Here is a 26,437-nt window from a genome sequence, read left to right as displayed (position 1 = left end):
CTCCTCAGTATCCGAGGTAGGATCGCCGGACCTGCTCGTCCGCGACGATCTCCTTGGCCGGCCCGCTCATCGCGACCCGGCCGGTCTCCAGCAGGTAGGCGGTGTCGGCGAGGTCGAGCGCGAGCGCGGCGTTCTGCTCGACCAGCAGCATGCTCACCTTCTCTTCCTCGTTGATCCGCCGCAGGATCCGGAACATCTCCTGGACGATCAGCGGTGCCAGGCCGAAGGACGGCTCGTCCAGCAGCATCAGCCGCGGCCGCAGCATCAGGGCACGGGCGATCGCCAGCATCTGCTGCTCGCCGCCGCTGAGCGTTCCCGCCTGCTGCTGACGGCGCTCCCGGAGCCGCGGGAAGTAGCCGTACATGCGCTCCAGGTCGGCCTCGACGCCGTCCCGGTCGCGCCGGGAGATGGCGCCGAGCCGGAGGTTCTCCTCGGTGGACAGCCGGGTGAAGGTGCCGCGCCCCTCCGGGACGTGGGCGACGCCGCGCTTGGCGACCGATTCCGTGGCGAGCCCGGTGATCGCTTCGCCGCCGAGCGTGACCTGCCCGACCGACCGGACCATCCCGCACAGTGCGCGCAGCGTGGTGGTCTTGCCGGCGCCGTTGGCCCCCAGGATGGTGGTGATGCCGCCCTCGTCGAGCGAGAAGCTGATGCCGTGCAGGACCTTGGTCGGGCCGTAGTACGCCGAGAGGTCCGCGACCTCGAGAAGGGCCGCCATGTCAGTGTCCCCCTGCGGCGTTGCCGGACCCGAGGTAGGCCTCGATCACGTGCGGGTCCCGCTGGACCTGCGACGGCGTGCCTTCGGCGATCTTGCGCCCGAAGTTCAGCACCACGACCTGGTCGGAGACGCTCATCACCAGGTTCATGTGGTGCTCGACCAGCAGGATGGAGATCCGGCGCTCGTCGCGGATCCGCCGGACCACGTCCTTGAACTCCTCGACCTCGTCGTGGTTCAGCCCGCCGGCCGGCTCGTCCAGCATCAGAAGGGTCGGCCGGGAGGCCAGGGCGCGGGCCAGCTCGACCCGCTTCTGGGTGCCGAACGGCAGCGCCGCCACCAGCTCGCCGGCGATGCCGTCGAGCCGCAGCTCCTCCAGCAGGGCCATCGCCTCGTCGCGGATCGCCGCCTCGCGCTGGCGGACGCCGAACAGCCGGAGGGCGTCGTTGACGAAGTTGCCGGTGGTCCGGGCGTGGGCGCCGATCATCACGTTGTCGAGCACCGACAGCTTGCCGAACAGCGCCAGGTTCTGGAACGTCCGGCTGAGGCCGGCGCTGCTGATGCCGTGGGTCGGCGTGTCCAGGATCGGCTGGCCGTCGACCCGGATGGCCCCGGTGTCGACCTGGTAGATGCGGCTGATGCAGTTGAAGAGCGTGGTCTTGCCGGCGCCGTTCGGTCCGATCAGCCCGGCGATCGAGCCGCGCTGGACCGAGAACGACACGCCGTCCAGGGCCACGATGCCGCCGAAGGTAACTCGGACGTTCTCGACCTCCAGCAGGGGCGTCGCGGTCCCCGTCATCGCGACCCCTCGAGGGATCGCGCCCCCACCACGGGCAAAGCGCGCCCGTTCCACCAGACCATGTTTCTCCTCCCTCGACCCTCGGGCGGTCGTTGATCGCCGCCGTTTCGGATCCGCCGCGCGGCGTGAAGCCCCGTGACGCAGGTGACAGTTTGACCGGCCCGCGAACCGTGTCAAACAAAATGAAATTATATTCCGTATCGCGGAAACGGCGCGTTCTAAACGGCTTGAAGCGGGACCGTGGCCGGCATCGACCCGGCCGGGGCCGTGAACAGCTCGCGCCGCACGCGCTCGGCCATGTCGGACAGGGCCGGTCCGAGCCGGCGCTCCAGGAGCGGGCGGGTCAGGCGGTGGCTGGCACCGCCGCAGTTGAACGCCAGGACCTGCGACCCGCCGTCCAGCGTCACCGCCACGCCGGCCGAGGAGATCCCGTCGTGCCAGGCGCCGACCGCGACGCAGTAGCCCTGGTCCCGGCATTGCCGCCGGGCCTCGTCGAGCGCGCGGCGGGTCTCGGCCCAGCCGTCCGGGTCGGCGTCGTGCAGCCGCCGAAGCACCAGGTCGCGCTCGCGTTCGGGCAGCGCAGCGACGTAGGCCCGTCCCATGGCGGTGCGCACGATCGGGACGCGCGACCCGACGCCGAGGCGCAGGATCATCGGGCCGGCACCGTGGCAGACCTCGATGTAGATCATGGTGACCCGGTCGGGCGTGCCCATGGCGATCGCGCAGTCGGCGGCATTGGCGAGCGCCTGCATGTGCGGCCGGGCGGCCTCGCGGACCCCGGACGCGGCGAGCCGGTGATAGCCGAGCGCCAGGATGCCGGCGCCGAGCTGGTACTTCTCGAAGCGCTCGACGTGGCGCAGGTAGCCGAGGGCGGTCAGGGTCTGGGTCAGGCGCGAGACGGTCGAGCGCGGGATGCCGGTGCGCTCGGCGAGATCGCCGTTGCCGAGCAGGTCGTCGGCCGGCCCGAAGGCGCGCAGGATGTCCAGCCCGCGCGCCAGGGCGGTGACGAAGCCCGGCTCGCTCGCGCTGCCGGTCTGCCAGTCGTCCACCGTCGCGATGCGGGGACGCTTGGGGGGGCGCGCCAAGCCGCTCGCCTAGGGTTGCGGCACGGCCGTGACGGCCCCGCGGGGGATCCGATGTGCGGTCATGCGCACCTCGCTTTCCGTCGGTCCGCGTCGCCGCGGACGATCGAGCATACGACCCTCATTGCGCGAATGTAAATAAAACGGCGTTTCACGAACCGTCGGGGCGGCCGGCGCCGTTGCAGAAGCGCTCCAGCCAGGCCCCGTCCGGCGCGCGCTCGTCGCCGGACGGCAGCGGCCCCGCCGGATTCCGGGCCCAGGCGGCGATGTCGGCGACCACGCGCGCGCCGTCCAGATCGCGGAACAGCATGTGATGGCCGTTCGGGTACAGCACGACCCGCATGCCGCCGGCGCCGACGGGGCGGGCACGCAGCTTGGCAAGCACGGCGCAGGTCGGCTTCTTCGGCACCAGGTCGTCGCGGTCGCCGTACAGCACCAGCAGCGGGCCGCGCACGGCGGGCCCGGCGGCCTGGGCGGCGTCCATCAGGTCGACCAGCCCGTAGACCGCGTCGACCCGCGGGTTCTTCACGAACAGCGGATCGCGCGACAGCCGGCGCAGCATGGCGATGTTGTCGGACGGCTTGAACGGCAGGCCGCGCGGGTTCAGCGGCAGCCAGGGGACGGTGTGGCCGGCCAGCTCCAGGCCCCAGACCTGATAGAACGGCATCCAGTCGCGGCCCCAGACCGCCGGGGCCGACAGGATGGCGCCGTCGGCCGCCGGCCCCGACCCGGAACCGTCGCCAGCCATCGCCAGCAGGGCGACCGCGCCCCCCATGCTCTCCCCCATCAGGTAGACCGGGCGCCCGGGGAACTCGGCGCGGAGCAGGTCCGCCAGGGCGCGGGCGTCGGCGACCATCGCCGCGGCCCCGTGCCAGCGGCCCCAGCTTCCGGCCCGGCCGAAGCCGCGCTGGTCGGCCGCGAACACCGCGACCCCGGCTTTCGCGAGGGTCGGGCCGAGCTCGGCGAAGGCGTTCGAGTAGTCGCCGAAGCCGTGCAGCGCCACGATCGCCGCCACGGCCTCGCCGTCCGGGCGCCAGACCCGCAGCGGCAGGCGGGTGCCGTCCGCCATCAGCGCCGCGTGGTCGTCGACCAGCCAGGGCCGGCGACCGTCCGGACCGGGCGCGATCGCCATCGGGGCGCAGGCGCCCAGGACCAGGCTCAGAAGGACCGCGAGAAGGACCGGCAGCGGAGTCCGGTCAGGCCGCATGAGCGCCCGCCGCGGTCGATGTCGGGCCGGTTCCGGCGCTCGAGAACGGGGTGACGGAGGCGGTCATTCGGGGCCGGAGATCCTTGCGGAAGGCGCCGCCCTGGGTATCATCCGGGGCCGCGCTGGACAAGCGGCCCGCCATCCCGCATACGGGTCCGGCACACGAGGCGTAGCGGCGGCCGGTCCGGCCGCCAGACGAGCACGGGGAGCGCAGCATGGCCCAGCCGTTCGAGACCATCGAGGTCACCGACCACACCGTCGCCTGCGACGGCGGCGACGGCGCGCTCGGCCATCCGCGGGTGTTCCTGGAGATCCCCGAGGACGAGCACGAGGTGGTGTGCCCGTACTGCTCGCGCACCTACGTGCTGGTCGGCCACGGCGAAGACGAGAAGGCGGCCTGAACCGCTACTTCGTCAGCTTCGGCCAGTTCTCGTCGCCGGCCCTGATGTGGGCCGGGATGTTCTCTTCCCACAGCTTCTGCGCGTCGGCGTTGTAGTTCAGGTACAGCCTGCCGCCGACGATCTTCCAGGTCTCCGGGTCGCCCTTGGCGGTATAGCCCTGCGACACCGCCCAGGCGCAGTAGCCGCCGTATTGCGGGGCGTACCTCTCCGGCTCGGCGTCGAACGACGCCTTGTGCGCGGCCGAGGCGAACCGCCAGGTGGCACCCTTGTACCTGCTCTCGAACTCCGACGAGCCCTCGACCGGTCGGCCGTCGGTGAAGTAGGCGACCGGGTCGTAGCCGCCGACCGCCAGGTTCGACAGGAAGCCGGTGTAGACCGGCGCCTCGCCGGCCCGTGCCGGATGCAGGGCGCCCGCGATCGTGGCGACGGCCAGCAGCGCCGCCGCCAGCAGCGCGCCGAGATGGGTCTTCCGCATGGGGGCAGCCTCCGTGCTCCGGGTCACGGGCGGGCAATGCCCCGGCCGGCGCAGGGGTTACGACGGCCTTTCCGGATGCCCGGGTCAGCCGGCCTTCGCGGCCTGCCACTCGTCGAGCATCGCGCGGGCCTCGCTGCGGGCCGGGTCCATCGCCTCGTCGAAGCCCGGCTCGCGGGTCGACAGCTCGATCACGTAGCCGTTCGGGTCGCGGAAGTAGATCGAGCGGCAGAAATCGTGGTCGCTGATGCCGCGGGTCTCCATGCCCAGCGCCTTGCCCTTCTCGTACATCGCCTGAAGGTCCTCGGGGCTGACCTCGATCGCGATGTGCAGGTCGAAGTCGTGCTGGTCCTTGAACTCGAACGGCATGTCCGGCGCCTCGAAGAACGCCAGGCAGGAGCCGTCCTCGAGCTGGTAGAAGGTGTGCAGGACGTTGGCGTTGCGGCCGGTCTTGGTGGTGGTGATCGGCGTGGTGTGGGCCAACGGCAGGCCCAGGAAGTCCTCGTAGAACTTGCGGGTCTCCTCGGAATCCCGGCAGCGGTAGGCGGCGTGGTGCAGGCGCTTGATCATGGCTGTGTCCTCCTCCCGGTTGCGGCTGGTCCCCCGGCCCTCGTCAAAAGATGGACCGGTGTCCGGGCCGCGCCAACCCCTAGGTGGATACCGCCCTCGGTCAGCCTGCCTTGGCCGCGCAGTCGATGCAGGTCGGCACGGTCGGGTCGGCGGCCAGCCGCTTCGGCGCGATTTCCTCGCCGCACTGCACGCACCAGCCGTAGTCGCCGTCGTCGATCCGCTTCAGCGCCGCCTCGATGCGGGCGACCTCGACCTCCCGGCGCCGCCCGGTCGCCTGTGCCATCGCCTGCATCTGCAGGGCGTCCATGCGCGACAGCCGGCCGACCGAGGCCTGGTCGAGCTCGACCGGCCGGCGGTCGTCGGCGGTCGCCTCGGCGGTGTGGCGGAGCGCGTCGAGCCGGTCGGTCAACGCCCGCCGGATCCGCTCGAGGTCGTCGTCGGTCGCGGTCATGCCATGCCTCCGAGGCCGGTTGACGCTCCGGAACAATACGGGAACACTCTAACGGTCGAGGCTCGGCGGTCAACACCTGCCGGCCGCCCTTGCCCCGACCGCTCACCGGGGTAGAGTCCGACCCCCGTCCGAACCCGCCCGAGAAAGGCCCGACGATGGCCGAGTCCGACGCACAGATCGACGCCCCGCCGCCCGCCAAGGAGGGGCAGAGCCACCTCTACCTGGTGGACGGCTCCGGCTACATCTTTCGGGCTTACCACGCGCTGCCGCCGATGACCCGGCCGGACGGCACGCCGGTGAACGCGGTGTTCGGGTTCTCGGCCATGCTGGTGCGGCTGATCGACGATTTGGACGCCGACCACCTGGCGGTGATCTTCGACGCCGCCCGCGAGAACTTCCGCAACGAGATCTACCCCGAGTACAAGGCCCAGCGCCCGGAGGCGCCGGAGGACCTGATCCCGCAGTTCCCGCTGATCCGCGAGGCGACGCGCGCGTTCAACGTGCCGTGCATCGAGATGGAGGGGTTCGAGGCCGACGACCTGATCGCGACCTATGCCCGGCTGGCGCGCGAGCGCGGCTGGCGAGTCACCATCGTGTCGTCCGACAAGGACCTGATGCAGCTGGTCACCGACGGGGTCGACATGTTCGATCCGATGAAGAACCGGCCGATCGGCCGGGCCGAGGTGATCGAGAAGTTCGGGGTGCCGCCGGAGAAGGTGGTCGACGTGCAGTCGCTGGCCGGCGACAGCGTCGACAACGTGCCGGGCGTGCCGGGCATCGGCATCAAGACCGCGGCCCAGCTGATCGAGGAGTACGGCGACCTCGAGACGCTGCTGGCGCGGGCCGGCGAGATCAAGCAGCCGAAGCGCCGCGAAAACCTGATCGAGAACGCCGACAAGGCACGGATCTCCAAGCGGCTGGTCACGTTGCGCGACGACGTCGAGGTGCCGGAGCCGCTGGAGGATCTAGCGGTCCGCCACATCGACCCGGCCGGCGTTCTGCCGTTCCTGAAGGAGCAGGCGTTCAAGCGGCTGATCGCCCGGTTCGAGAGCGAGGCGGCGCAGGGCGGCTCGGAGGAGGGCCGGTCGGCCGAGACCGTGGCGATCTCCGAGGCTGCCGGCGCCGATGCCGGCTACGAACTGGTGCAGGACCTCGACGACCTGAAGCGCTGGATCGCCGCCGCCGAGGACCAGGGCCTGGTGGCGTTCGACACCGAGACCACCGGGCTCGACGCCATGCGCGCCGACCTGGTCGGGGTGTCGCTGGCGCTCAGCCCCGGCCGCGCCTGCTACATCCCGCTGCGCCATGTCGGCCGCCAGCCGCAGGGCGACCTGCTGGGCGGGGCGCCGGCCGAGGAGGCGCCGAAGCAGGTGCCGTTCGACGCGGCGATGGCGCTGCTGAAGGACCTGCTGGAGAACCCGGCGGTGCTGAAGGTCGCGCACAACGCCAAGTACGACGCCCTGGTGCTGAGCCGGCAGCGCAACGGCGGCATCGCGGTGGCGCCGATCGACGACACCATGTGCCTGTCCTACGTGCTGGAGGGCGGGCTGCACGGCCACGGGCTCGACGAGCTGGCGCAGCTGCACCTCGGCCACACCAACATCAAGTTCGAGGAGGTGTGCGGCAAGGGCAAGAACCAGATCACCTTCGCCGAGGTCGCGCTCGACAAGGCCCGCGACTACGCCGCCGAGGACGCCGACGTGACGGTCCGGCTGCACGCCCTGCTGAAGCCGCGGCTGGTCGCCGAGCACATGGTCACGGTCTACGAGACCCTGGAGCGGCCGCTGATCCCGGTGCTGGTCGCCATGGAGCGCAACGGCATCAAGGTCGACCCGGCGATCCTGCGCGACATGTCGGCCGACTTCGCCAAGCGCATGGTGACCCTGGAGGGCGAGATCCACGGCCTGGCCGGCGAGGAGTTCAACGTCGGCTCGCCCAAGCAGCTCGGCGAGATCCTGTTCGACAAGATGGGCCTCTCCGGTGGCAAGAAGGGCAAGACCGGCGCCTACGGCACCGGCGCCGACGTGCTGGAGACCCTGGCGGCGGAGGGCTCGGAGCTGGCCCGCAAGGTGCTGGACTGGCGGCAGGTCGCGAAGCTGAAGTCGACCTACACCGACGCCCTGGTCGAGAGCATCAACCCGGACACCGGGCGGGTCCACACCTCCTACTCGATGGTCGGGGCGGCGACCGGCCGGCTGTCGTCGAACGACCCGAACCTGCAGAACATCCCGGTCCGCACCGAGGAGGGGCGGAAGATCCGCACCGCCTTCGTGGCCGAGCCGGGCAATTTGCTGCTGTCGGTCGACTACTCGCAGATCGAGCTGCGGCTGGTCGCCGACATCGCCGGCATCGAGAGCCTTCGCCAGGCGTTCCTGGACGGCAAGGACATCCACGCCCAGACCGCGTCCGAGGTGTTCGGGGTGCCGCTCGATGAGATGACGCCGGAGACAAGGCGCCGGGCCAAGGCCATCAACTTCGGCATCATCTACGGCATCTCCGGCTTCGGGCTGGCGCGCCAGCTGTCGGTTCCGCAGGGCGAGGCCCAGGCCTACATCAACGCCTATTTCGAGCGGTATCCGGGGATCCGCGACTACATGGACTCGATGAAGGCGTTCGCCCGCGAGCACGGCTTCGTCGAGACCAAGTTCGGCCGCAAGGTCCACATCCAGGCGATCCGCGACAAGAATCCGGCGATGCGCAGCTTCGGCGAGCGCGCCGCCATCAACGCACCGATCCAGGGCACCGCCGCCGACGTCATCAAGCGCGCCATGGCCCGGCTGCGCCCGGCGCTGGAGAAGGCCGACTCGCCGGCCCGCATGCTGCTGCAGGTCCACGACGAGTTGGTGTTCGAGGTGCCGGAGGACGCGGTCGAGAAGACCGCCGAGCTGGTCCGCGAGGTGATGGAGGGGGCGGCGGCGCCGACCCTCAACCTGTCGGTCCCGCTGGTCGCCGACGCCGGCTGGGGCAAGTCCTGGGCCGAGGCGCACTGACGGCGCGCGACCGCTACTCCAGGGTCTCGAACAGCCTAGCCAGCAGCTTCGTGCGCGGCACCAGGCAGGACGCCAGCAGGTGCTCCTGGTGGGTGTGCGGCCCGTCGCCGACCACCCCGAGGCCGTCCAGGGTCGGCAGGCCGAGGGCGCCGGTGAAGTTGCCGTCGCTGCCGCCGCCGGCGACCCGCTCGCCCGGGATCTCGAAGCCGATCTCGCGGGCCAGGTCGCAGGCGTGGTCGTACAGCGCCTGGATCTCCGGGCTCTTGGCGTAGGGCGGCCGGAACAGGCCGGGGGTGACCTCCAACACGACGTCCGGGTCGACCGGCCTCAGGGCCAGCAGTCGTGCCCGCACATCCGCTTCGTCCTCGGCGGTGGCGACCATCGCCAGCACCTTGGCCTCGCAGTGGATCGGCACCTGGTTCTCGTGCCGGCCGCCGGCGATCGTGCCGACGTTCAGGGTGACGTTGCGGTCGTAGTCGGTCATCGCCTCGACCGCGATCACCTGGTGGGCCATCTCGCGGATCGCGCTGCGGCCCTTCCAGTGATAGGCGCCGGCATGCGCCGGCTTTCCGGTGGTCTTCAGGTGGTAGCGGGCGATGCCGTGGCGGGCGACCGTGATGCGGCCGCCGTCGCCCGACGGCTCGACCACCAGCGCCAGCCGGTGCCGGCGCGCCTCCGCCTCGATCCGGGCGCGCGAGCTCGGGCTGCCCATCTCCTCGTCCGGGATGAACATCACGGTGACCGGCAGCCGCGGGCGGCGGCCGTTGGCGTGGAGGTGGGTCAGGGCCTGCAGCGCCATCACGTTGCCGCCCTTCATGTCGTAGATGCCGGGGCCGTAGACCCGGTCGCCGTCGACCCGCCAGGGCAGCGGCCCGGCCATGGTGCCGACCGGGTGGACGGTGTCCATGTGGCCGAGCAGCAGGAGGCCCTCGCCGTTGGTCTCGCCGGGGATCCGGCCGATCAGGATGTCGCCGAAGCCGTCGCTGCCGGGGATCCGCTCGATGCCGGCACCGATCGCCTTGAGCTGGCTCTCGGCCAGGTCGGCGACCCGGTTGACCGCCGCCGCATCCTGGGTCGGGCTCTCGATCTCGACCCATTCCCGGACGGCGTCGAGCAGGGCGTCGGTGGTGAGGGTTCTCATGGTTGCTGCTGTCCTCTCGTGCCCGTCGCTTCGTGGGTCCCGGGTCGTCGCTGACGCGCCGTCCGGGATGACGACAAGGGGGGCGTCCGCTACATTAGGCCGAGCCCCTCGATGCCCTCCCTAACTGACGTCATTCCGGACGGGCGCGCCGCCCTCGGCGCGGTCGAGCCGGAATCCACCCGCTGCTTCGGCCCGGTCCGCCTCAGTTCAGGCCGTCCCGGATCTCGAAGGCCATCGGCGACAGCTGGTCGGCCGTCCGCCCGGCCCAGTCCAGGTCCGGGATGCTGCGCATCGAGCGGGCCTGGGCGGCCTGCAGCTCGCTCAGGGCTGCGCGCAGGTCGATGGTCGTCACCTCGCCGTCCTTCACGACCTGGTGGCCGTCGACGAACACGTCGCGCACCGCCCGGTCGCAGGCGGCGAACACCAGGCTGCGCAGCGGCTCCCGCACCGGCATCATCGACGGCGCGGTCAGGTCGACGCACACCAGGTCGGCGCGGGCGCCCACGGCCAGCCGGCCGATGTCGTCGCGACGCAGGGCGCGGGCGCCGCCGACCGTGGCGGCGTTGAAGATGTCGGAGGTGTTCAGGTCGTCGACGGTCTCGGCGACGGCGCGGGCGATCGTCCCGACGTTGCGCATCTCCTCCAGGAAGTTGTGCGGGTAGGTGTCGGTGCCGATGCCCATGTTGATGCCCTCGCGGACGTAGCCGCCGAAGGTCTGCAGGGCGATGCCGCGGCGCATGAACACGGTCGGGCAGTGCGCCACGGTGGCGCCCCTGTCGGCCAGCAGCCGCAAATCCTGGCGGGTCGACCAGTGCACCCAGGGGTGGTGGTCGAGGAAGATGCCGTGGCCGATGATGCTGTGCTCGCCCAGCACGCCGATGTCGTCCATCCACTGGATCGGCGTGCGGCCGTGCCGGCGGATCATCTCCTGGAACTCGTTGACCGACTGCGCCGCGTGGGTCTGCCAGGGCAGGTTCTTCTCCTCGGCGTAGTCGTAGGCGTCGCGTAGCAGGTCGGCCGAGCAGGTGTCGATCTGCGACGGCGCCATCATCCCCATCAGCCGGCCGGACGGGTGCTGGTTGGCCAGGTCGATGACGCGCTGCGCCTTCTCGAAGCCGGCGCGGCCGGCCTTCTCGTTCCATTCGTAGTCGAGCAGGTGGCCGTTGGTGGTGAACCAGCGGGCGTCGCGGAACGCCGGCGCCACGCAGGCCCGGATGCCGGACTCCGCCAGCACGTCCAGCCAGGCGTCGAACGGGGCGGAGAAGTCGACGACCGTGGTGACGCCGCTCTTCAGCAGCTCGGCCATCGCGACCCGCACGCTGGCGGCCAGGCCCTCGGCGTCGTTCTCGAAGATCGTCAGGAACTCGTACAGCGACGAGTGGTAGAAGCCGGGGCTGCGGATCTCGTCGGTGATGCCCTTGCGCAGCGGCTCGCTGGTCGGGTGGCTGTGCACGTTGATCATGCCCGGCATGACCATCAGATCCGAGCCGTCGATCTCGGCCGTCGCCTCGCCGGCGAACCGGCCGCCGACATGGACGATCGCGCCTTCGCTGAACGCCACGTCGGCGTTCTGCAGGTAGACGTGGCGGCTGTCGCGGGTGCTCCAGGCGACGACCCAGGCGGCGTTTCGGATGACGGTGGTCGCGGGCATCGGGTTCCTCTCGGACGGTCGTCAGGGATTGGGGTCAGCCGGCGGCGATCGCGTAGATGTCCTTCACCTGGCCGGGCAGCGGCATCGCCTCCCAGGTCGCGCCGCCGTCGCGGGTGCCGAACACCTCGCCGTCGTAGCGGGCGGCGACGTAGACTTGGTCGGGATCTGAGGTGTGCAGGCCGACCGACATGACGGTGCCGTGCACCTGCACCTTGTCGAACCGCGCCCAGGTCTCGCCGGCGTCGCGGCTGCGGTAGACCCCGCCGTCGTGGCTGGCGGCGGCGACCGACAGCGCGGCGTACAGGGTGTTCGGGTCGTGCGGCGAGGTCTTCACGTCGCGGGCGTAGGTCGTCGGCGAGAACCGGCCGACCTCCATGTCCTGCCAGGTCCGGCCGCCGTCGCGGGTGCGGAACAGCCCCATGCGCACGGCGATGATCGGCGCGTCCGGATCGGCCGGGCTGACGGTGATGGCGTGGCCGTCCAGCATGCCCTCGGCGTCGGTCTCGCTCTGCACGATCTGGCTGCGCAGGTGCGGCAGGTCGGACAGCCGGACCAGATCGTCGCCCAGGTCCTGCCAGGTCTCGCCGCCGTCGGTGGTGCGCATGGCGCCGGCGATCTCCATCGCCGCATAGACCTCGTCCGGCCGACCGGGGCGCTGTGCCATCCGCATCACCCGCGGCGCGAACGGGCCGGAGCAGCGTGCCGGGATGCTCGGCTCGGGCAGCCTGCGCCAGGTGGCGCCGCGGTCGTCGGAGCGGAACACCCCGATCGGCGAGGCGCCGGCATACATGCGGTCGGGATCCCCGTCGCTGGCCAGCAGGCTCCAGACCTGCCGGCCGGCGTCGGGGAACCCGGTGCGCTGGAAGGTGGCACCGCGGTCGGTGCTGCGCCACACGCCGTCGGAGGTGCCGGCGAACACCAGGCCGGGATCGGCCGGGTGGACGTAGACCGTGTAGACCTCGAGGGTGCGGATCACGTGCTGCCAGTCGCCGCCGTCGGTCGACCGCCGGAACAGCCCGACGGCGCCGGGCGCGTCGGGGCGGCCGACATAGCCGGCGACGCCGACGTAGATGTTGGATCCCGTCATGGAGGCCTCCGGTTGGAACGCGGAGAAGCGGTGGGATCGAAACGGTAGAACCGGGCCGGCGGGCGGTCAATCGGCTGCCAGGAAGGGCTGCGGCCGCTAGACTGCGCCTGCCATTCCGCCTGGAGGAGCCCGTCCTTGGATCGCCTGTCCGCCCTGCGCCTGTTCGTCCGGGTGGTCGAGACCGGCAGCATCACCGGCGCCGGCCGCTCGCTCGGCCTGTCCAGCACCGCGGCCTCCAAGCGCATGCAGGACCTGGAGGCCGAACTGAAGGTCCGGCTGCTCGACCGCACCACGCGGACGGTGTCGGCGACCGAGGCCGGGCGGCACCTGTACGACCGGATGGCCGGCCTGCTGGACGAGCTCGACGGGGCGATGCGACAGGCCGGCGAGCTGCAGTCGCGGCCGACCGGGGTGCTGCGGATCACCGCCCGGCGGTCGTTCGGCATGCTGCACGTGATGCCGGCGCTGCCGTCGTTCCGGGCGGCCTGCCCGGAGGTCGAGATCGACCTGAGCCTGACCGAGACCGTCGAGATCGCCCCGACCCGCGGCGTCGACCTGGTGATCCGCCTGGGCGCGCCGGCCGAGAAGTCGCTGGTCGCCCACCGGCTGGCCTCGGCCGAGCGGGTGATGTGCGCCAGCCCGGCGTATTTCGCGACAAACCCGCCGCCGGCCGGCCCGGACGACCTGGGCCGCCACGACTGCCTCGGCTACCGCCATGCCTTCGAGCCGTCGGTGTGGGTGTTCGAGACCGCCCGGGGCCGCCGCGAGGTGGCGGTGTCCGGGCCGCTCCGGTCGAACAGCGGCGAGGTGCTGCGGGCGGCCGCGCTCGACGGCCTCGGGCTGGCGCTGCTGCCGACCTGGATGGTGGCGGGCGACCTGAAGGCCGGGACCCTGGTCCGCTGCCTCGCCGACACGGTCTGCTACCCGGAGGGCTACCGCGAGGAGATCTACGCGGTGCATGCCCGCACGCCGCTGGTGCCGGCCAAGACCCGGGCGTTCGTCGAGCACCTGCAGGAATTCCTGGCTCGCTCGGCGCTGCTTTGATCCCGATTTTCGGGAACGAATTTCCCTTATTTTCCCACTTCTGGCGTCCGGTGGTCCTGGAGCAGGGTGTTCCCCGCAACCAAGAGGGAGGTCGCCGATGGTCCGTATCACGCCGCTGCACAAGCTGTTCGCCGCCGAGGTCACGGGCCTCGACCTGGCGTCCGGTCCGGACGACGCCACCTTCGAGACCATTCGCCGGGCGTTCGCGACGCGCTCGGTCCTGGTATTCCGCGACCAGGACATCGACGACGAACAGCAGATCCGCTTCAGCCGCCGGTTCGGCGAGCTCGAGACCACCAAGGTCGGGACCAGCGGCGCCGGCAGCCAGCTGGTGATTCTGTCGAACCTGGCGCCGGACGGCTCGATCGTGCCGCCGACCTCGCGACAGATGCTGAACAACCGGGCCAACCGGTTCTGGCACGCCGACAGCTCGTTCAAGCCGGTTCCGGCCAAGGCCTCGATGCTGTCGGCCCGGATCATTCCGTCCGAGGGCGGCGACACCCAGTACTGCTGCATGCGCGCCGCCTATGCCGAGCTGCCCCAGCGCCTGAAGGACGCGGTCGAGGGCCGGGTGGCGGTTCACGACTACGGCTGGTCGCGCAGCAAGGTCGATCCCGACCTCGTGACCGAGGAGGAGAAGCGGGCGGTGCCGCCGGTCCGCCAGGCGATGGTGCTCGACCACGGCCCGGAGCTCGGCCGCTCGCTGTATCTCGGCGCCCATGCAGCCCGGGTCGAGGGCATGGACGAGGCGGCGGGCCGGGCGCTGATCGACGAGCTGATGGCGTTCTGCACCCAGGAGCGGTTCGTCTACAGTCACGAGTGGCGGCCGCACGACCTGGTGCTGTGGAACAACCGGGCGGTCCTGCACCGGGCCACCCCGTTCCGCGGCAGCGACGAGGCCCGCCACATGGTCCGCACCACGATCGCCGGCGACGGGCCGACGGTCGAGACGCCGCATATCGCTGCCTGAAGGAGGCGAGCCTGAAGCCGGAGAACGAGTCCGACACCTGGGACTACATCGTGGTCGGCGCCGGCTCGGCCGGCTGCGTTCTGGCCAACCGGCTGTCGCAGGATCCGCGCATCCGGGTGCTGGTGCTGGAGGCCGGCGGATCGGACGCGCATCCCTATGTCCGGGCCCCGGTCGGATTCCTGAAGACTTTCCAGGATCCGCGCTTCAACTGGTGCTACACGACCGAGCCGGGGCCGGGCGTGGACGGCCGGGCGATCTTCTTCCCGCGCGGCAAGGTGCTGGGCGGGTCGAGCTCGATCAACGGCCACCTCTACGTCCGCGGCCAGGCCCGCGACTTCGACACCTGGGCGCAGATGGGCAACCGCGGCTGGTCCTACGACGACGTGCTGCCGTACTTCCGGCGCGCCGAGGACCGTTCCAGCGGCGCCGACGACTTCCACGGATCGGGCGGCCCGCAGCACGTCTCCGACATCCACGAGCGGCACCCGGTCTGCGAGGCGTTCATCGCCGGCGCCGAGCAGGCCGGGGTGCCGCGCAACCCGGACTACAACGGCGCGGTCCAGGAGGGCGTCGGTTACTACCAGCGCACCATCCGCAAGGGCCGCCGGCACAGCGCCGCCACCGGTTTCCTGCACCCGGTCCGCAACCGCCCGAACCTGCGGGTCGAGACCGGCGCGCATGTCCTTCGGATCGACGTCGAGGATGGCCGGGCGACCGGGGTGACCTGGCGGCAGCACGGCAAGGTCCACCGGTCGCGGGCCGGGGCCGAGGTGGTCCTGGCGGCCGGCGCGATCAACACGCCGCACCTGCTGCAGCTCTCCGGCATCGGGCCGGCCGGCCTGCTGCGCGACCTCGGCATCCCGGTGCTGCGCGACCTGGCCGGCGTCGGCGCGGGGCTGCAGGACCACTACGCGGTCCGGGTCGTGCACCGGGTGACCGGCTCGGCCACCCTGAACGAGCGGGCGCGTGGGCCCCGGCTGTGGTGGGAGATCGCCCGCTGGCTGGCGACCGGCGGTGGCCTGCTGGCGTTCAGCCCGGCGCATGTCGGGGCGTTCGTGCGCTCGCGCCCGGAGCTCGAGCTGCCGGACCTGCAGTTCGTGTTCACCCCGGCCAGCTACACCGACGGCGTGGTCGGGCAGCTTCAGCGGGAGCCCGGCATGACCCTCGGGGTCTGGCAGATGCGGCCGGAGAGCCGCGGGCACGTCCGCGCCCGCTCGGCCGACCCGGACGCGCCGCCGGCAATCCAGCCGAACTACCTGGCGGACGAGATCGACCGGCGGTCGATCGTCGAGGGCCTGCGCTGGGGCCGCCGGCTGCTGGCGAGCCCGGCGCTGGAGGGGTATCGCGGGCCGGAGACCCTGCCGGGGGCGGCGGTCCGGTCAGATGACGAGCTGCTGGCCTACGCCCGGGCCAAGGGCGCGACCGTCTACCACGCCATCGGCACCTGCCGGATGGGCACGGATCCCGAGGCGGTGGTCGGTCCCGATCTCCGGGTCCGGGGCCTGGAGGGCCTGCGGGTGGTCGACGCCTCGGTGATGCCGACCATGGTGTCGGCCAACACCAACGCCGCCACCCTCATGATCGCCGAGAAGGCGTCGGACATGATCCGGGAGGCGGCGCGAACCGGTGCCGGTCGCCCGGCTTCGGGGACCGGCACCGAGCACTCATGAGAACACGTCGATCAGGAAGCTGATCCCGAAGAAGAGCAGGCCGATGATCGCCAGTGCGTAGAAGTTCGTGGCGACGATCGCCCCGCCCGACGTGTCGTTCTGCCGTGCGGTGTCGACCGCCGGTCGGCGACGCAGGGCAAGCACGAACATGGCGATGGCGCCGACGACGGCGGCCGCGGCGATGATGAATTCCAACCCGACAAGCATGGTCGTTTCCTTTCCCTTAAGGCTTGGTGCCAGGGGTCAGCGGTTCAGGTGTCGTCGCCGTAGCGCTCGACCCGCCAGGTACGGCGGGCCAGCGCTACGGCCGGAAGCAGGGCGGCCGCGGCGGTCAGGGCGCCGGTTGTCAGGGCCCATTCGTCGGACGCGCCGAGCAGATGAACGGCGGTTCCGACGATGGTGGCGCCGGTCGTGCCCAGGGTGCCGGCGACGAGCAGGGCCACGGCCGAGGCCATGACGCCGGCCGGGATGGCCGACCGTCTGACCGTCGCAACCGGCCGGGTGACGAGGGGGGGCGCGACCAGCATCATGCCGATGCCCGCCGTCCGGCGGCCTCCGCGGCGCGCGGGCCGAACCACTGCCAGATCACCGTCGGGACCAGAACGACGACGGCGATTCCGCCGGCGGCGAAGACCGGTTGCCAGAGACCGTCGGCCTCGAAGGCGGCTCGGCCCAGATAGAACGCGCCGCCGACCAGCAGCGCGACCAGCGCGACCGAGACGAACGAAGTCGAGAAGAAGCGGTCCTCGGTACCCGTGAACCGTTGGAAGTGGACGGCGGCACGGGCGAGACCGATGGCCGCCAGCGTGACGAGAGCAGCACCGACGGCGGCGTGCTCGAGCATGGGCAACATGGGAGATGGTCCTTGCGAAGGAGCCCGGCACGACCTCCGCGGCATGACCTCCGGCGGCACGCAGCCTCCGGCTGGCATGCAGCCGGATCGGAAGCGGTGCGGACGCTCGGATGGCCATGGCGAGAGGCCCGGGCGGTGTGCCTGTCACCCGTCGGCCGGACCGGCCGGCGGGCGATTGGGCACGGTCGGATGCGGTTTCGAGGGCCGCTCAGGCGCGGCCGGCCGTCATCCCTTGCCGGGTGGGCTGCGTGCCGTGGTGGAATGGCTGTCTCGTGACAGCGTCGCGACGGTCCGGGTGCGCTGCGGTGCGGCGCGGAACTCGCCGGCGATCGTCAGTTGCGGGTGATGGGGAACCGCGTCGAGGTCGTCGTTGGACGGCAGGGAGCGTTGACCGGCCGGCCGTGCCTCGAAGGCGGCGGGGGCGGCCGTCGACCTCGCCTCGACCGCTGGCGAAGGGTGCTCGGCGGCTGCCGGCGGCGGTTCCAGCGTCGCGCCTTCGCCGAGCCGGGCAAGCAGCCACGGATCGACGCTCGGGGCGATCCATTGCAGGAGCGACAAGGCGGAGAGCAGCCAGACGAGTGTCGCCACCCGCAGCCGCCGCTTCGGGCTCTGGTCGTTCGATCCGTGATGAGCCCCCGTCATGGAGGTCCGCTCGCTCCCGAACCCCGGACCCGGCGGTCGCAGGACCGGCGTGTTCCGGCGGGGCGGCGCGCGAACGCCTCTTCGTCGTGGAGGCCGGCCCGATGTTCGAAGCGATTATATTGCTACGGCGGCCGTCCGCCACAAGATCGTGGTCGGCCGGGCGTTCAGCCGGCCCGACGGCGAGGCGGTCGGCCGGCCAGGGCCGCGTTCGCAGCGACCACGACAGCCACCGCGAGCCCGTGGGACAGCAGGTCGGGCAGGGCCGAGTCGTGCGGGTGCACGAGCGCCAGCAGGCTCACCGCGGCGGCCGCCGCGGCAACGCCGCCGAGGAGACCGACCAGCCGGGGCCTGGGTGTCGGCCGCCGGCGCTGCAGTCCGAACAGCACGACGGAGAGAGGCGCGGCCGCGAGGAGAATGAACCGCAGGCACTCCCCGGCTTCGCCGGCCGCGTTGCCCCAGCTGTCGGGCGCGAACAGCGTGCCGACACAGCCGGCGCCGGTGGCCGCGAACCAGACGACCGCTGCGGGAACCGGCAGCAGTGCCCACCGGGCCGGACGGCCCGGCTGGGCCAGCTCGAATGCGGCCAGCGCCGCCAGGACGGCGGTCGCGGCCGAACCCAGGGTGGAGGTCAGCAGGTAGGTATTGACGGGCGCCGACGGGGCCCCGGTCAGCCGGCCTGCGATCAAGACCAGGACGACCACCGGAACGACGCCGGCAAGCAGCCACAGGAGCGTGCGCGCTACCGGCGCCGAGGGCACCGGGACCGTCCGCAGCAGGCCCGCCACGGCGCGATTGAGGCTGTCCCGACGGATGGTGCCCGGCATGGAAGAATTCTAACGCCGCCGGGCTGCGCGCAACAGCCCGGACCGTCGCCCGAACCGCGCGCCAGCCGTCGTCACCGGCCGCAGGTTCCGTCGGATCAGGGCCGGTCCTTTCCGTTCAGGCCGTCGAGCAGCCGGTCCACGGAATCCCTGTAGAACCGCGCGAAGGTCGGTCCGCCGCCATCGGTCCCGCCGACCGTGAAAGGGACCTTCACCAGGGGAATGCCGGCCCGTTCGGTGACGTATTTCGACGGCCGCGGGTCCTCGTAGGCGGCGTACAGCGCCAGCTTCACGTTTTCTCGCGGGATCAACTCGATGATCCGGGCGAGGTCCTGCGGTCCCGGCGGCACGCCGACTTCCGGCTCGACGATCGCGGCGCTGTGGACCTTCAGCCAATTCAGCAGGTACACCGAGTGCTCGTGCTGGGCGACGATGTTGATCCCGCGCAGGGCGGCCGCCTTCTCCTCGAGCTTCTTGGCGAGGTCGCCGATCTCTTGCACGAACCGCTTGGTGTTCGCCGAGTAGACGGATGCTTCGGCGGCGTCCAGGGCGATCATGCGCTTGCCGAGCTGGCCGCCCAGGGTGCGGATCCGGTGCGGGTCGCCCTGGATGTGCGGGTTGCCGTGCTCGTGCAGGTCGCCGGCCTTCTTCTCGTCGGCATGGTGGTCGTCCTCGAGCGTCTTGACGAAGTCCGCGGCGAAGAACCGACCGGCTTGCCCCTCCGCGAGCTTGGGGTTCTGGACCCGGGCGAGAGCGGCGGGCAGCCACTCGTCCTCGAAGCCGCCGCCGGTGCAGACCAGGAGATCGGCCGCCTTGAGCGAGGCCAGCAGTTCCGGCGTCACGGTCACGTGGTCCGGGTTCACCAGCGGCGAGACCGCGGTGAACACCTCGACCTCGTCACCGCCGATTTCCTTCGCGAGCGCCTCCCATTCCGGGAAGCAGGCGAAGACCTTGAGCGTTGCCTCGGCCTGGGGAGATGCCAAGGCGGCACACGCAAATCCGACGACACCAACCAACAGTCGCTTCATCTGGACTTCCTCCCGATCTGCCAAGCTCGTTGCGTGCTGGCTACGACGACAGTCGAGCCAGGACCCTCCAAGCCGAACTTAACCGGAGTTCGAGCGGATCGCCTAGTATTCCGCTTCGTCGAAAAAACATAAAAACAATAATATTATTTAATGTTTAAATCGTCGAGAACCTCGATCGGCACTCTCGCGCAAGGATGACCGCGGCGGATCTCCGGGCTCTTCGGCCTGACCCCCGGTTAGTGTCCGAGGACAAGTGTCAAAATCGCCACGACCACCAGCAGGATGCCGACGATCTCGGCGCGCGAGGTTCTCTCGCGGAAGATCACCACCGAGGACAGGAAGGTGAACACCAGCTCGATCTGGCCGAGGGCGCGGACATAGGCGGCGTTCTGCAGGGTGAAGGCGGTCACCCAGGCGATCGATGCCAGCACCCCGGCGAGCCCGACGACCGCCGCCCAGCGCCAGTGCACGAACACGTCGCGCATGGTCTTCGGTTCGGTGACCGCCAGGTAGATCCCCATGCCGACGGTCTGCAGCACCACCGCGGAGGTCAGCGTGAAGGCCGCCGACATCCACGCCCCGTGCTCGTAGCCGAGCGACAGCGAGGCGCCGCGGAAGAACACCACCGAGGCCCCCAGGAAGGCGCCGCAGGTCAGCCCGACCAGCGTCGACTTCTCGGTCATGCCCGCCAGCAGCCGGCCGACCGAGATCCGCGACTGCCCGGCCGACATCGCCATCACCCCCACCATCGCGACCGCGATGGCGATCGCCGGGATCAGCGAGACCGTGTCGCCCAGGAACAGCAGCCCGAGGATCGCCACCTGCACCACTTCGGTCTTCGAGTAGGTGGTGCCGACCGCGAAATTGCGCAGCGAGAACATGTAGACCAGCAAAGCCGTGAACAGGATCTGCGAGACCCCGCCGGCGATGCAGTAGGCGATGAAGGCCAGGTTCGGCTCGGGCCAGGGCAGGCCGGTCCCCGTCTTCAGGCCGACCAGGTACAGCAACGCGAACGGCGAGGCGTACAGGAACCGGACATAGGCCGCGCCGAGCGTGGTCAGCCGGCCCTTCAGGTGCTTCTGCACCGCCGAGCGCAGGTTCTGCATGAAGGCGCCGAGGATGGTCAGCGGGATCCAGAGTTCCATGCAGGGGCGCTCGTCGGGATGGAGGGCTTGAACCGGAGGCACGGCGGGGGCGAAGCTTGCCGCCGGCCGAATGCTTTGGCCAGCGTCACGGGCGCGGGACGGTCCTGCGGAAATCGAGCGGCGAAGAGGAGAGCGCAATGAGCGGCCTGCCGAAGAGCGAGGCGGAGACGGCGTTGATCGAGACGGCCAGGCGGGTGCTGCCGGCCGGGACCTTCGGCAACTTCGCCGCCGACGTGGTGATCCGCGAGGGCCGCGGCGGCCGCGTGTGGGACGAGAGCGGCAACGAGTACGTCGACTTCCTGCTCGGCTCCGGCCCGATGTTCGTCGGCCACGCCCACCCGGCGGTCACCGAGGCGGTGCTGGCCCAGGTGCCGAAAGGCACCACCTTCTTCGCCAACAACGCCGCCGGCATCCAGCTGGCCGAGGCGATCGTCGAGGCGGTGCCGTGCGCCGACAAGGTGCGGTTCGTCTCGACCGGCTCGGAGGCGACGTTCTACGCCATGCGGATCGCCCGGGCGCACCGCGGCCGCGACAGGATCCTGAAGTTCGAGGGCGGCTTCCACGGCATGAGCGACTATGCGCTGATGAGCATGGCGCCGAAGCGGCCGGCCAACTTCCCGCAGGCGGTGCCGGATTCCGCCGGCATTCCGGCCAAGGTGCGCGACGAGGTGCTGATCGCCCCGTTCAACGACCTGGAGACCGCCGTCGGGATCATCCGGGAGTACAAGGACGAGCTGGCCGGCGTGATCGTCGAGCCGTTCCAGCGCCTGCTGCCGCCGCAGCCGGGCTTCCTGGAGGGGCTGCGCGCGATCACCGCCGAGCTCGGCATCCCGCTGATCTTCGACGAGGTGGTGACCGGCTTCCGCTTCGCCTATGGCGGCGCCCAGGCCTATTATGGGGTCACCCCGGACCTGTGCGCGCTCGGCAAGATCGTCGGCGGCGGCTTCCCGCTGGCGGCGGTGGCCGGGCGCGACGAGCTGATGGTGCATTTCGACAAGGACGGCGTCGCCGAGGACGCGTTCGCGCCGCAGATCGGCACCCTCAGTGGCAACCCGGTGGCGGCGGTCGCCGGCCTCGCGACCCTGGCGGTGCTCCGCCGGCCGGGCACCTACGAGCGGGTGTTCGAGACCGGCCGGACCCTGATGGCGGCGCTCGACGAGACGCTGCGCGGCGCCGGCTTCGCGGTCCAGGTGGTCGGCGAGCCGCCGCTGTTCGACGTGCTGTTCGCCGACCGGGCGATCCACGACTACCGCGCCACCATGACCGCCGACGCCGGCCTGCTGCGCCGGTTCAACGCGCTGCTGCGGCCGCGCGGCATCCTGAAAGGCGAGAGCAAGTACTACGTCTCGGTGGCCCACGATGCCGCCGACGTGCAGCAGACGCTGGACGCCTGGAAGGAGGCGGCCGTCGCGCTGCGGCGCCAGGCGGCGTAGCCTCGGCGCTTCGCACCCCGAACCTCCGCCGTCCGCACCGACCGGAGCCGTCCATGATCCGAGACGCCGCCGCCGACCAGGTCGACCCCCGCGACTTCCTCGGCGGGCTCCTCGACGACCTGTATTTTCCGCGCTACCGGCCCGGGAGCCGCGGCGGCTGGGAGATGAAGGTCATCCCGATGCCGTCCGGCCGCGGCTATTGGGGCGGCGTCTATCAGATGACCGGCACGGTCATCATGGAGGGCCCGGCCGACGGCGAGCGCCAGTCCTGGATGCTGATGGTGCCCGCCGAACTGCAAAGCCAGGAAATCGGGCTGCGGGCGGCGCACGGGCACACCGTGGTGTTCGGGCTCGGCATGGGGTGGCTGGCCGCCAACGTCGCCATGCGGCCGGCGGTCGAGCGGCTGACCGTGGTCGAGCGCGACCCGGACGTCATCGGGCTGATCGAGGACCAGGGCGTGTTCACGCAACTGCCGGACGAGGCCCGTCGCAAGGTCGAGGTGGTCGAGGCCGACGCGCTGGACTGGCGCCCCGACGGCGCCGTCGACAGCCTGCAGGCCGACATCTGGCTGGCGCTGTTCGGCGGCGAGAGCAAGCTCGACGAGGTCAGGCGAATGCAGGCCAATGTCGGGGCCGGCCAGCTGTACTTCTGGGGACAGGAGCTGGAAATCTGGCGCTACGCCTGCCGCCGCGCCGGGGGCACGCCGGACCTCGACTGGCCGACCGTGCGGGCGATCGTCGAGGAGGACCTGCGGCTGCCGCTGGTGCTGCCCGACTGGGAGGACTATCCGGAGAGGATCGCGGCCGCGGCACCCTTGTGGACGCCGCGGGAGGAAGGCTGGTGGCGGGCCGACGCCGCACCGTGAGGACGGCGACCGGCAATGCCGCCGCGGCTAGTTCCGCGAGGGGTAAAGGCCCGCGGTGCAGATCACGAAGTTCACTGTTTGCATCGGATTGACGATTTCGAAAGGCCGGCCCTCGCCGGTGTCGTCGACCGTCACCGTTCCGCCGCCACCGCCGCCGCCGCCGATGGTCAGGCCGGCGAGTTCGACGAGCTGGGCGCCGAGGCCGCCGGTTCCGAACATCGGGGCGCCGCCGCCGGAGATGTAGCTGCCGGGGTCCGGCGTGTCGGTTGACGCGCGCGTGTTGTACGCCTCCAGCTTGCCGGCCACCTCTTCACCGCCGCTGGGCGTGAACACTGCCGCGTGATTGTGCGCCGGCAGCTGGCTCTCGGTGAGCGTATGGGTCTGCGCTCCGACCTTGGTTCCGAGGTTGAAGGTGGTCAGACCCGGCGCGTTGCCCATTATGTTCGAGCCGACCGGCATCCGGGCCCGCAGGTCGGGCACGCCGAACACCGTGCGTGCGTCGCCGCCGTAGGCGTCGCCGAGCAGCGAGAACAGGGCATTGTTCTGGCTGATCGGGATCAGCTGCCCGCTGCAGAACGTGAAGTGCAGCGGCGCGTAAGCGTACGCGACCATCTGGATCACGCCGAGGTACTGGTCTCCCATGCTGGTCACTCCCTGTTCGGATTGTCTGCTGCCGGACGATCCGTCCGGTCCCTGCGGGTCAGGTGAAGTCGGCGCTCCAGAGCTGGCCCTGGCCGAACTGCGGTGGCGGCTCGCCGGCCACCGGGCCGATGAAGACGCCCTCGATCAGGCCGAGCCTCGGGTGCCGAAGGTTGGTCATGACGTGCGCGCGGGCGCGCACGGATGGCGGGCCGAGGAAGAACAGCGAGAACGGCCGTCGTTCCGTCCCGCGGAACAGTGGCTCCTTGCCTTCCCACACCCGGACCAGGGTTATGGCCAGCGCCCCCTCGGGGCCTTCGAGGTAGAACAGTTGCCCGACCTTGTCGCGGAAGGTCTCCGCGCGCAGGGCGTAGAGGCTGGTCGATACCGTCTGGTTCATCGGAAGTCCGGATTGCGCCCCGACAGTGGCCGAGATCTCGCCGTGTCCAGGGGATCAGTTGCGCGACGGGTAGAGACCTTCCGTGCAGATCACGAAGTTCACCGCCTGGAGCGGGTTGACGATTTCGAAAGGCCGGCCATCGCCGGTGTCACCGACCGTCACGGTGCCGCCGCCACCGCCGCCCCCGGAGACGGTCAGGCCGCTGAGTTCGACGAGCTCTGCACCGAGGCCGCCGGTTCCGAAGACCGCGGCGCCGCCGCCGGAAATGAAGTCGCCGACCGAGGGCGTGTCGCTGGATGCGCGAGTGTTGTACGCCTCGAGCCTGCCGGTCACCTCGGTGTGTCCGCCCGGCGTGAAGGTTGCGGCGTGGTTGTGCTGCGGCATCTGGGCGACGCTGAGGGTATGGGTCTGAAGACCGTACCTCACACCGCGCGGGAAGCTCGTCAGGCCGGGGGCCTGACCCATGTCGTTCGAGCCGACCGGCGTCCGGGCGCGCAGGTCGGGCAGCCCGAACACGGTCCGTGCATCGCCGCCATAGGAGTCGCCGAGCAGCGAGAACAGGGCGGTGTTCTGGCCGATCGCGATGAAAGCGCCGTTGCAGAACGCGAAGTTCTCCGGCGCAAACGCGAACGCGGTGATCTGGACGACCCCGAGATACTGCTCACCCACGCCTCTGTCCCCCCTGTCTGACGCGTCTCCGTCCGGCCGCGCCCTTCCGGGCTGTCCGGCTGGCTCGGGCCGCTCGTTGCCACCGGGCCGTTCTCCGAGGCTGTGCGCCTTTTCGGGGTATACGGCCATAGGTATAACACGCGACAATAAAGTAGCATTTTATGTAACGCAATCTGCCATTGTTCATCGGGATTTGTGAGCAGCCATGCCGGAGTGCCGGCTTGCGGGGACGGCGGCGTTCGACCTGTCGTCGGCGTGCGTTTGCCGGGTCTGGGGCCGGCGCGGTTCTTCGCGGCGGCGGATTTCGGCCGTCAGGCTTCGTACCCGGTCTCCGCGCGGCCCGATACGAACGGCCGCCACCAGCGCCAGGTCAGTGCCAGTGCCAGCAGGCCCTGGGCGGCGAGCGCGATCGTGGCGGTCCGGGCGCCGACCGCCTCGGCCATGAAGCCGAGATAGAAGAACCCGACCGGCCCGACGCCGATGCATACCGACAGCAGGCCGAGCAGCCGCCCGCGCATCTCGGTCGGGGCGTGCAGGTAGACCAGGGTCGCCTGCATCACGCTGAAGCCGGCCCCGCCGATCCCGACGGTCAGCAGGGCGGCCCCGGCGAGTGCCGGGACCGGCCCGACGATCGCCGGCAGCGCCGCGAAGGCGACCATCGACGCCAGATACAGGCCGATGCCGCCGAGATAGATCCGGCCGTACCATTCGGGCCGGGCCAGGGCGGCGATGGTCAGGGCGCCGAGGAAGGCGCCGACCCCGTCGACCCCCGCGAGCAGCCCGACGCCCTCCGGTCCCAGGTGCAGTTCGTCCTTGCCGAGCACGGGGATCATGCTGGTCGAGGGCCAGCCGAAGACGTTGAAGATCACCGTGATCAGCAGTACCCCGGTCATCCGCCGGTTGCCCCGGGTCCATGCCAGGCCCTCGCGCATCCGGGTCAGGACCGGCACCGGGTCGACGACGGCGGGCCGGCTGCGGACGCCGATGCGCAGCGACGCGCCGAGCCCGAGCGCATACAGCGCGGCGCCCAGCCAGAACACCCCGGCGATCCCCAGCGTGGCCAGCATCACCCCGCCGACCGTCGGACCGAGCATCCGGCTGGCGTTGTTGGCGCCGACGTCCAGCGACATCGCCGGACCCATTCGGTCCGGCCCGACCACGTCGCCGATCATCATCCGGCGCACCGGATTGTCGGTGGCCCAGGCCAGGCCGTTCAGGAATCCGGCGACCGCCAGGTGCCAGACCTCCAGGTTGCCGGTGCTGGCGAGCATGGCGACCGCGACCGAAGACGCGGTCAGCATCGCCATCACCGCGACCAGGGCGCTGCGCCGCTCGACCCGCTCGGCCAGCGCGCCCATCGGGGCACCGAACAGCCCCATCGGAAGCAGGCGCAGCATGGTCAGCATGGCCACCAGGAACGCCGACTCCGTCGCCTGGTAGGCGAACACCCCGACCGCCAGGATCTCCAGCCAGCGCACCACGAACGCGATCAGCCCGGTCAGCCAGAGCCGCCGGAAGTCGGGGATCGCGAGGAGTCCCGCGCGCGCCGGCGGGGACGGAGGGCGGGCGGGCGGCGGCGGGTCGTCGTCGGCCGACGGACCGTCCGGGGAGGGGGGAGGCACTGGCGTTTCCTGGTCTGCGGCCCGGTTGGATCCGGGCACGCGCCGAGTCTGTCACGGTCGGGGGGGCGG

28 protein-coding genes are annotated in these 26,437 nt (G+C 71.0%); 7 read left to right on the top strand and 21 right to left on the bottom strand.

Annotated elements, in window-relative coordinates; translation table 11 throughout:
* Positions 1–4: 4 nt before the first annotated feature.
* The 4 genes from IE246_RS05925 to IE246_RS05910 form a co-directional block, all read right to left on the bottom strand.
* Positions 5–718, bottom strand: coding sequence for an ABC transporter ATP-binding protein (locus IE246_RS05925; RefSeq protein ID WP_189988014.1), 714 nt, complete (start codon positions 716–718; stop codon positions 5–7).
* A 1-nt stretch (position 719) separates the two neighbouring features.
* Positions 720–1,514 (bottom strand): ABC transporter ATP-binding protein, encoded by a 795-nt coding sequence (locus IE246_RS05920; RefSeq protein ID WP_189988013.1) that lies wholly within the window; start codon positions 1,512–1,514, stop codon positions 720–722.
* Between the two features lie 218 nt (positions 1,515–1,732).
* Positions 1,733–2,599 (bottom strand): IclR family transcriptional regulator, encoded by an 867-nt coding sequence (locus tag IE246_RS05915; protein WP_189988012.1) that lies wholly within the window; start codon positions 2,597–2,599, stop codon positions 1,733–1,735.
* Between the two features lie 148 nt (positions 2,600–2,747).
* Complete coding sequence (locus IE246_RS05910; RefSeq protein WP_189988011.1) at positions 2,748–3,803, bottom strand: alpha/beta fold hydrolase; 1,056 nt, start codon at positions 3,801–3,803, stop codon at positions 2,748–2,750.
* A 215-nt stretch (positions 3,804–4,018) separates the two neighbouring features.
* Here IE246_RS05910 and IE246_RS05905 point away from each other — a divergent pair, with 215 nt between their 5' ends.
* On the top strand, positions 4,019–4,204 hold the full coding sequence (locus tag IE246_RS05905) for a zinc-finger domain-containing protein (protein WP_189988010.1): 186 nt from the start codon (positions 4,019–4,021) through the stop codon (positions 4,202–4,204).
* 4 nt (positions 4,205–4,208) lie between these two features.
* Here IE246_RS05905 and IE246_RS05900 read toward each other — a convergent pair whose 3' ends face one another.
* The 3 genes from IE246_RS05900 to IE246_RS05890 form a co-directional block, all read right to left on the bottom strand.
* On the bottom strand, positions 4,209–4,679 hold the full coding sequence (locus IE246_RS05900; RefSeq protein ID WP_189988009.1) for a YHS domain-containing (seleno)protein: 471 nt from the start codon (positions 4,677–4,679) through the stop codon (positions 4,209–4,211).
* Positions 4,680–4,763: 84 nt separating this feature from the next.
* Complete coding sequence (locus IE246_RS05895; RefSeq protein ID WP_189988008.1) at positions 4,764–5,246, bottom strand: VOC family protein; 483 nt, start codon at positions 5,244–5,246, stop codon at positions 4,764–4,766.
* Between the two features lie 100 nt (positions 5,247–5,346).
* A complete protein-coding gene (locus IE246_RS05890; RefSeq protein ID WP_189988007.1) occupies positions 5,347–5,697 on the bottom strand; it encodes a TraR/DksA family transcriptional regulator in 351 nt (116 codons plus the stop codon).
* Between the two features lie 155 nt (positions 5,698–5,852).
* Here IE246_RS05890 and polA point away from each other — a divergent pair, with 155 nt between their 5' ends.
* Complete coding sequence (polA, locus tag IE246_RS05885; protein WP_189988006.1) at positions 5,853–8,687, top strand: DNA polymerase I; 2,835 nt, start codon at positions 5,853–5,855, stop codon at positions 8,685–8,687.
* Positions 8,688–8,700: 13 nt separating this feature from the next.
* Here the strand turns inward: polA and IE246_RS05880 are convergent, their stop codons facing one another.
* From IE246_RS05880 to IE246_RS05870, 3 genes are all read right to left on the bottom strand, one after another.
* Complete coding sequence (locus IE246_RS05880; protein WP_189988005.1) at positions 8,701–9,828, bottom strand: M20/M25/M40 family metallo-hydrolase; 1,128 nt, start codon at positions 9,826–9,828, stop codon at positions 8,701–8,703.
* Between the two features lie 202 nt (positions 9,829–10,030).
* The gene (locus IE246_RS05875) at positions 10,031–11,479 is read right to left on the bottom strand and encodes an amidohydrolase family protein (RefSeq protein WP_189988004.1); all 1,449 of its coding nucleotides are present in this window, start codon (positions 11,477–11,479) and stop codon (positions 10,031–10,033) included.
* Between the two features lie 34 nt (positions 11,480–11,513).
* A complete protein-coding gene (locus tag IE246_RS05870; protein WP_189988003.1) occupies positions 11,514–12,566 on the bottom strand; it encodes a hypothetical protein in 1,053 nt (350 codons plus the stop codon).
* Positions 12,567–12,701: 135 nt separating this feature from the next.
* On the opposite strand from IE246_RS05870, the gene IE246_RS05865 reads away from it, so the two are divergent.
* The 3 genes from IE246_RS05865 to IE246_RS05855 all read left to right on the top strand — a co-directional run bounded on the left by IE246_RS05865 (position 12,702) and on the right by IE246_RS05855 (position 16,250).
* A complete protein-coding gene (locus IE246_RS05865) occupies positions 12,702–13,610 on the top strand; it encodes a LysR family transcriptional regulator (RefSeq protein ID WP_189988002.1) in 909 nt (302 codons plus the stop codon).
* A gap of 97 nt (positions 13,611–13,707) precedes the next feature.
* The gene (locus IE246_RS05860; RefSeq protein WP_189988001.1) at positions 13,708–14,580 is read left to right on the top strand and encodes a TauD/TfdA dioxygenase family protein; all 873 of its coding nucleotides are present in this window, start codon (positions 13,708–13,710) and stop codon (positions 14,578–14,580) included.
* A 50-nt stretch (positions 14,581–14,630) separates the two neighbouring features.
* Positions 14,631–16,250 carry a GMC family oxidoreductase gene (locus tag IE246_RS05855; RefSeq protein ID WP_229836461.1) on the top strand — a complete coding sequence of 540 codons (1,620 nt, stop codon included), beginning with the start codon at positions 14,631–14,633 and terminating at the stop codon, positions 16,248–16,250.
* On the opposite strand, the gene IE246_RS05850 is transcribed toward IE246_RS05855, so the two are convergent.
* The 7 genes from IE246_RS05850 to IE246_RS05820 form a co-directional block, all read right to left on the bottom strand.
* On the bottom strand, positions 16,245–16,457 hold the full coding sequence (locus tag IE246_RS05850; protein ID WP_189988000.1) for a hypothetical protein: 213 nt from the start codon (positions 16,455–16,457) through the stop codon (positions 16,245–16,247). The two genes, IE246_RS05855 and IE246_RS05850, sit on opposite strands and share 6 nt — an antisense overlap.
* 44 nt (positions 16,458–16,501) lie before the next feature.
* Positions 16,502–16,705: a hypothetical protein gene (locus IE246_RS05845; RefSeq protein ID WP_189987999.1), complete on the bottom strand. Its 204-nt coding sequence runs from the start codon at positions 16,703–16,705 to the stop codon at positions 16,502–16,504.
* 71 nt (positions 16,706–16,776) lie between these two features.
* Positions 16,777–17,103, bottom strand: coding sequence for a hypothetical protein (locus IE246_RS05840; protein WP_189987998.1), 327 nt, complete (start codon positions 17,101–17,103; stop codon positions 16,777–16,779).
* Positions 17,104–17,328: 225 nt separating this feature from the next.
* Positions 17,329–17,745: a hypothetical protein gene (locus IE246_RS05835; RefSeq protein WP_189987997.1), complete on the bottom strand. Its 417-nt coding sequence runs from the start codon at positions 17,743–17,745 to the stop codon at positions 17,329–17,331.
* Positions 17,746–17,909: 164 nt separating this feature from the next.
* Positions 17,910–18,569 carry an NrsF family protein gene (locus IE246_RS05830; RefSeq protein ID WP_189987996.1) on the bottom strand — a complete coding sequence of 220 codons (660 nt, stop codon included), beginning with the start codon at positions 18,567–18,569 and terminating at the stop codon, positions 17,910–17,912.
* Positions 18,570–18,664: 95 nt separating this feature from the next.
* Positions 18,665–19,594, bottom strand: a complete 930-nt coding sequence (locus IE246_RS05825) for a metal ABC transporter substrate-binding protein (RefSeq protein WP_189987995.1) — start codon at positions 19,592–19,594, stop codon at positions 18,665–18,667.
* Positions 19,595–19,830: 236 nt separating this feature from the next.
* Positions 19,831–20,739 carry an EamA family transporter gene (locus IE246_RS05820; protein WP_189987994.1) on the bottom strand — a complete coding sequence of 303 codons (909 nt, stop codon included), beginning with the start codon at positions 20,737–20,739 and terminating at the stop codon, positions 19,831–19,833.
* Between the two features lie 137 nt (positions 20,740–20,876).
* Between IE246_RS05820 and IE246_RS05815 the strand changes: the two genes are divergently transcribed.
* On the top strand, positions 20,877–22,172 hold the full coding sequence (locus IE246_RS05815; RefSeq protein WP_189987993.1) for an aspartate aminotransferase family protein: 1,296 nt from the start codon (positions 20,877–20,879) through the stop codon (positions 22,170–22,172).
* A 53-nt stretch (positions 22,173–22,225) separates the two neighbouring features.
* The gene (locus IE246_RS05810) at positions 22,226–23,038 is read left to right on the top strand and encodes a hypothetical protein (protein ID WP_189987992.1); all 813 of its coding nucleotides are present in this window, start codon (positions 22,226–22,228) and stop codon (positions 23,036–23,038) included.
* 27 nt (positions 23,039–23,065) lie between these two features.
* Here IE246_RS05810 and IE246_RS05805 read toward each other — a convergent pair whose 3' ends face one another.
* The 4 genes from IE246_RS05805 to IE246_RS05790 all read right to left on the bottom strand — a co-directional run bounded on the left by IE246_RS05805 (position 23,066) and on the right by IE246_RS05790 (position 26,368).
* Complete coding sequence (locus IE246_RS05805) at positions 23,066–23,680, bottom strand: phage tail protein (RefSeq protein WP_229836449.1); 615 nt, start codon at positions 23,678–23,680, stop codon at positions 23,066–23,068.
* A gap of 58 nt (positions 23,681–23,738) precedes the next feature.
* Complete coding sequence (locus tag IE246_RS05800; protein ID WP_189987990.1) at positions 23,739–24,077, bottom strand: DUF6916 family protein; 339 nt, start codon at positions 24,075–24,077, stop codon at positions 23,739–23,741.
* Between the two features lie 54 nt (positions 24,078–24,131).
* Positions 24,132–24,875 carry a phage tail protein gene (locus IE246_RS05795; protein WP_229836446.1) on the bottom strand — a complete coding sequence of 248 codons (744 nt, stop codon included), beginning with the start codon at positions 24,873–24,875 and terminating at the stop codon, positions 24,132–24,134.
* A gap of 182 nt (positions 24,876–25,057) precedes the next feature.
* Positions 25,058–26,368 (bottom strand): MFS transporter, encoded by a 1,311-nt coding sequence (locus IE246_RS05790; RefSeq protein ID WP_189987988.1) that lies wholly within the window; start codon positions 26,366–26,368, stop codon positions 25,058–25,060.
* Positions 26,369–26,437: the final 69 nt, after the last annotated feature.

Source organism: Thalassobaculum fulvum (assembly GCF_014652915.1).
Lineage (GTDB): Bacteria > Pseudomonadota > Alphaproteobacteria > Thalassobaculales > Thalassobaculaceae > Thalassobaculum_A > Thalassobaculum_A fulvum.
This window is presented reverse-complemented; position numbering and strand designations above follow the sequence as displayed.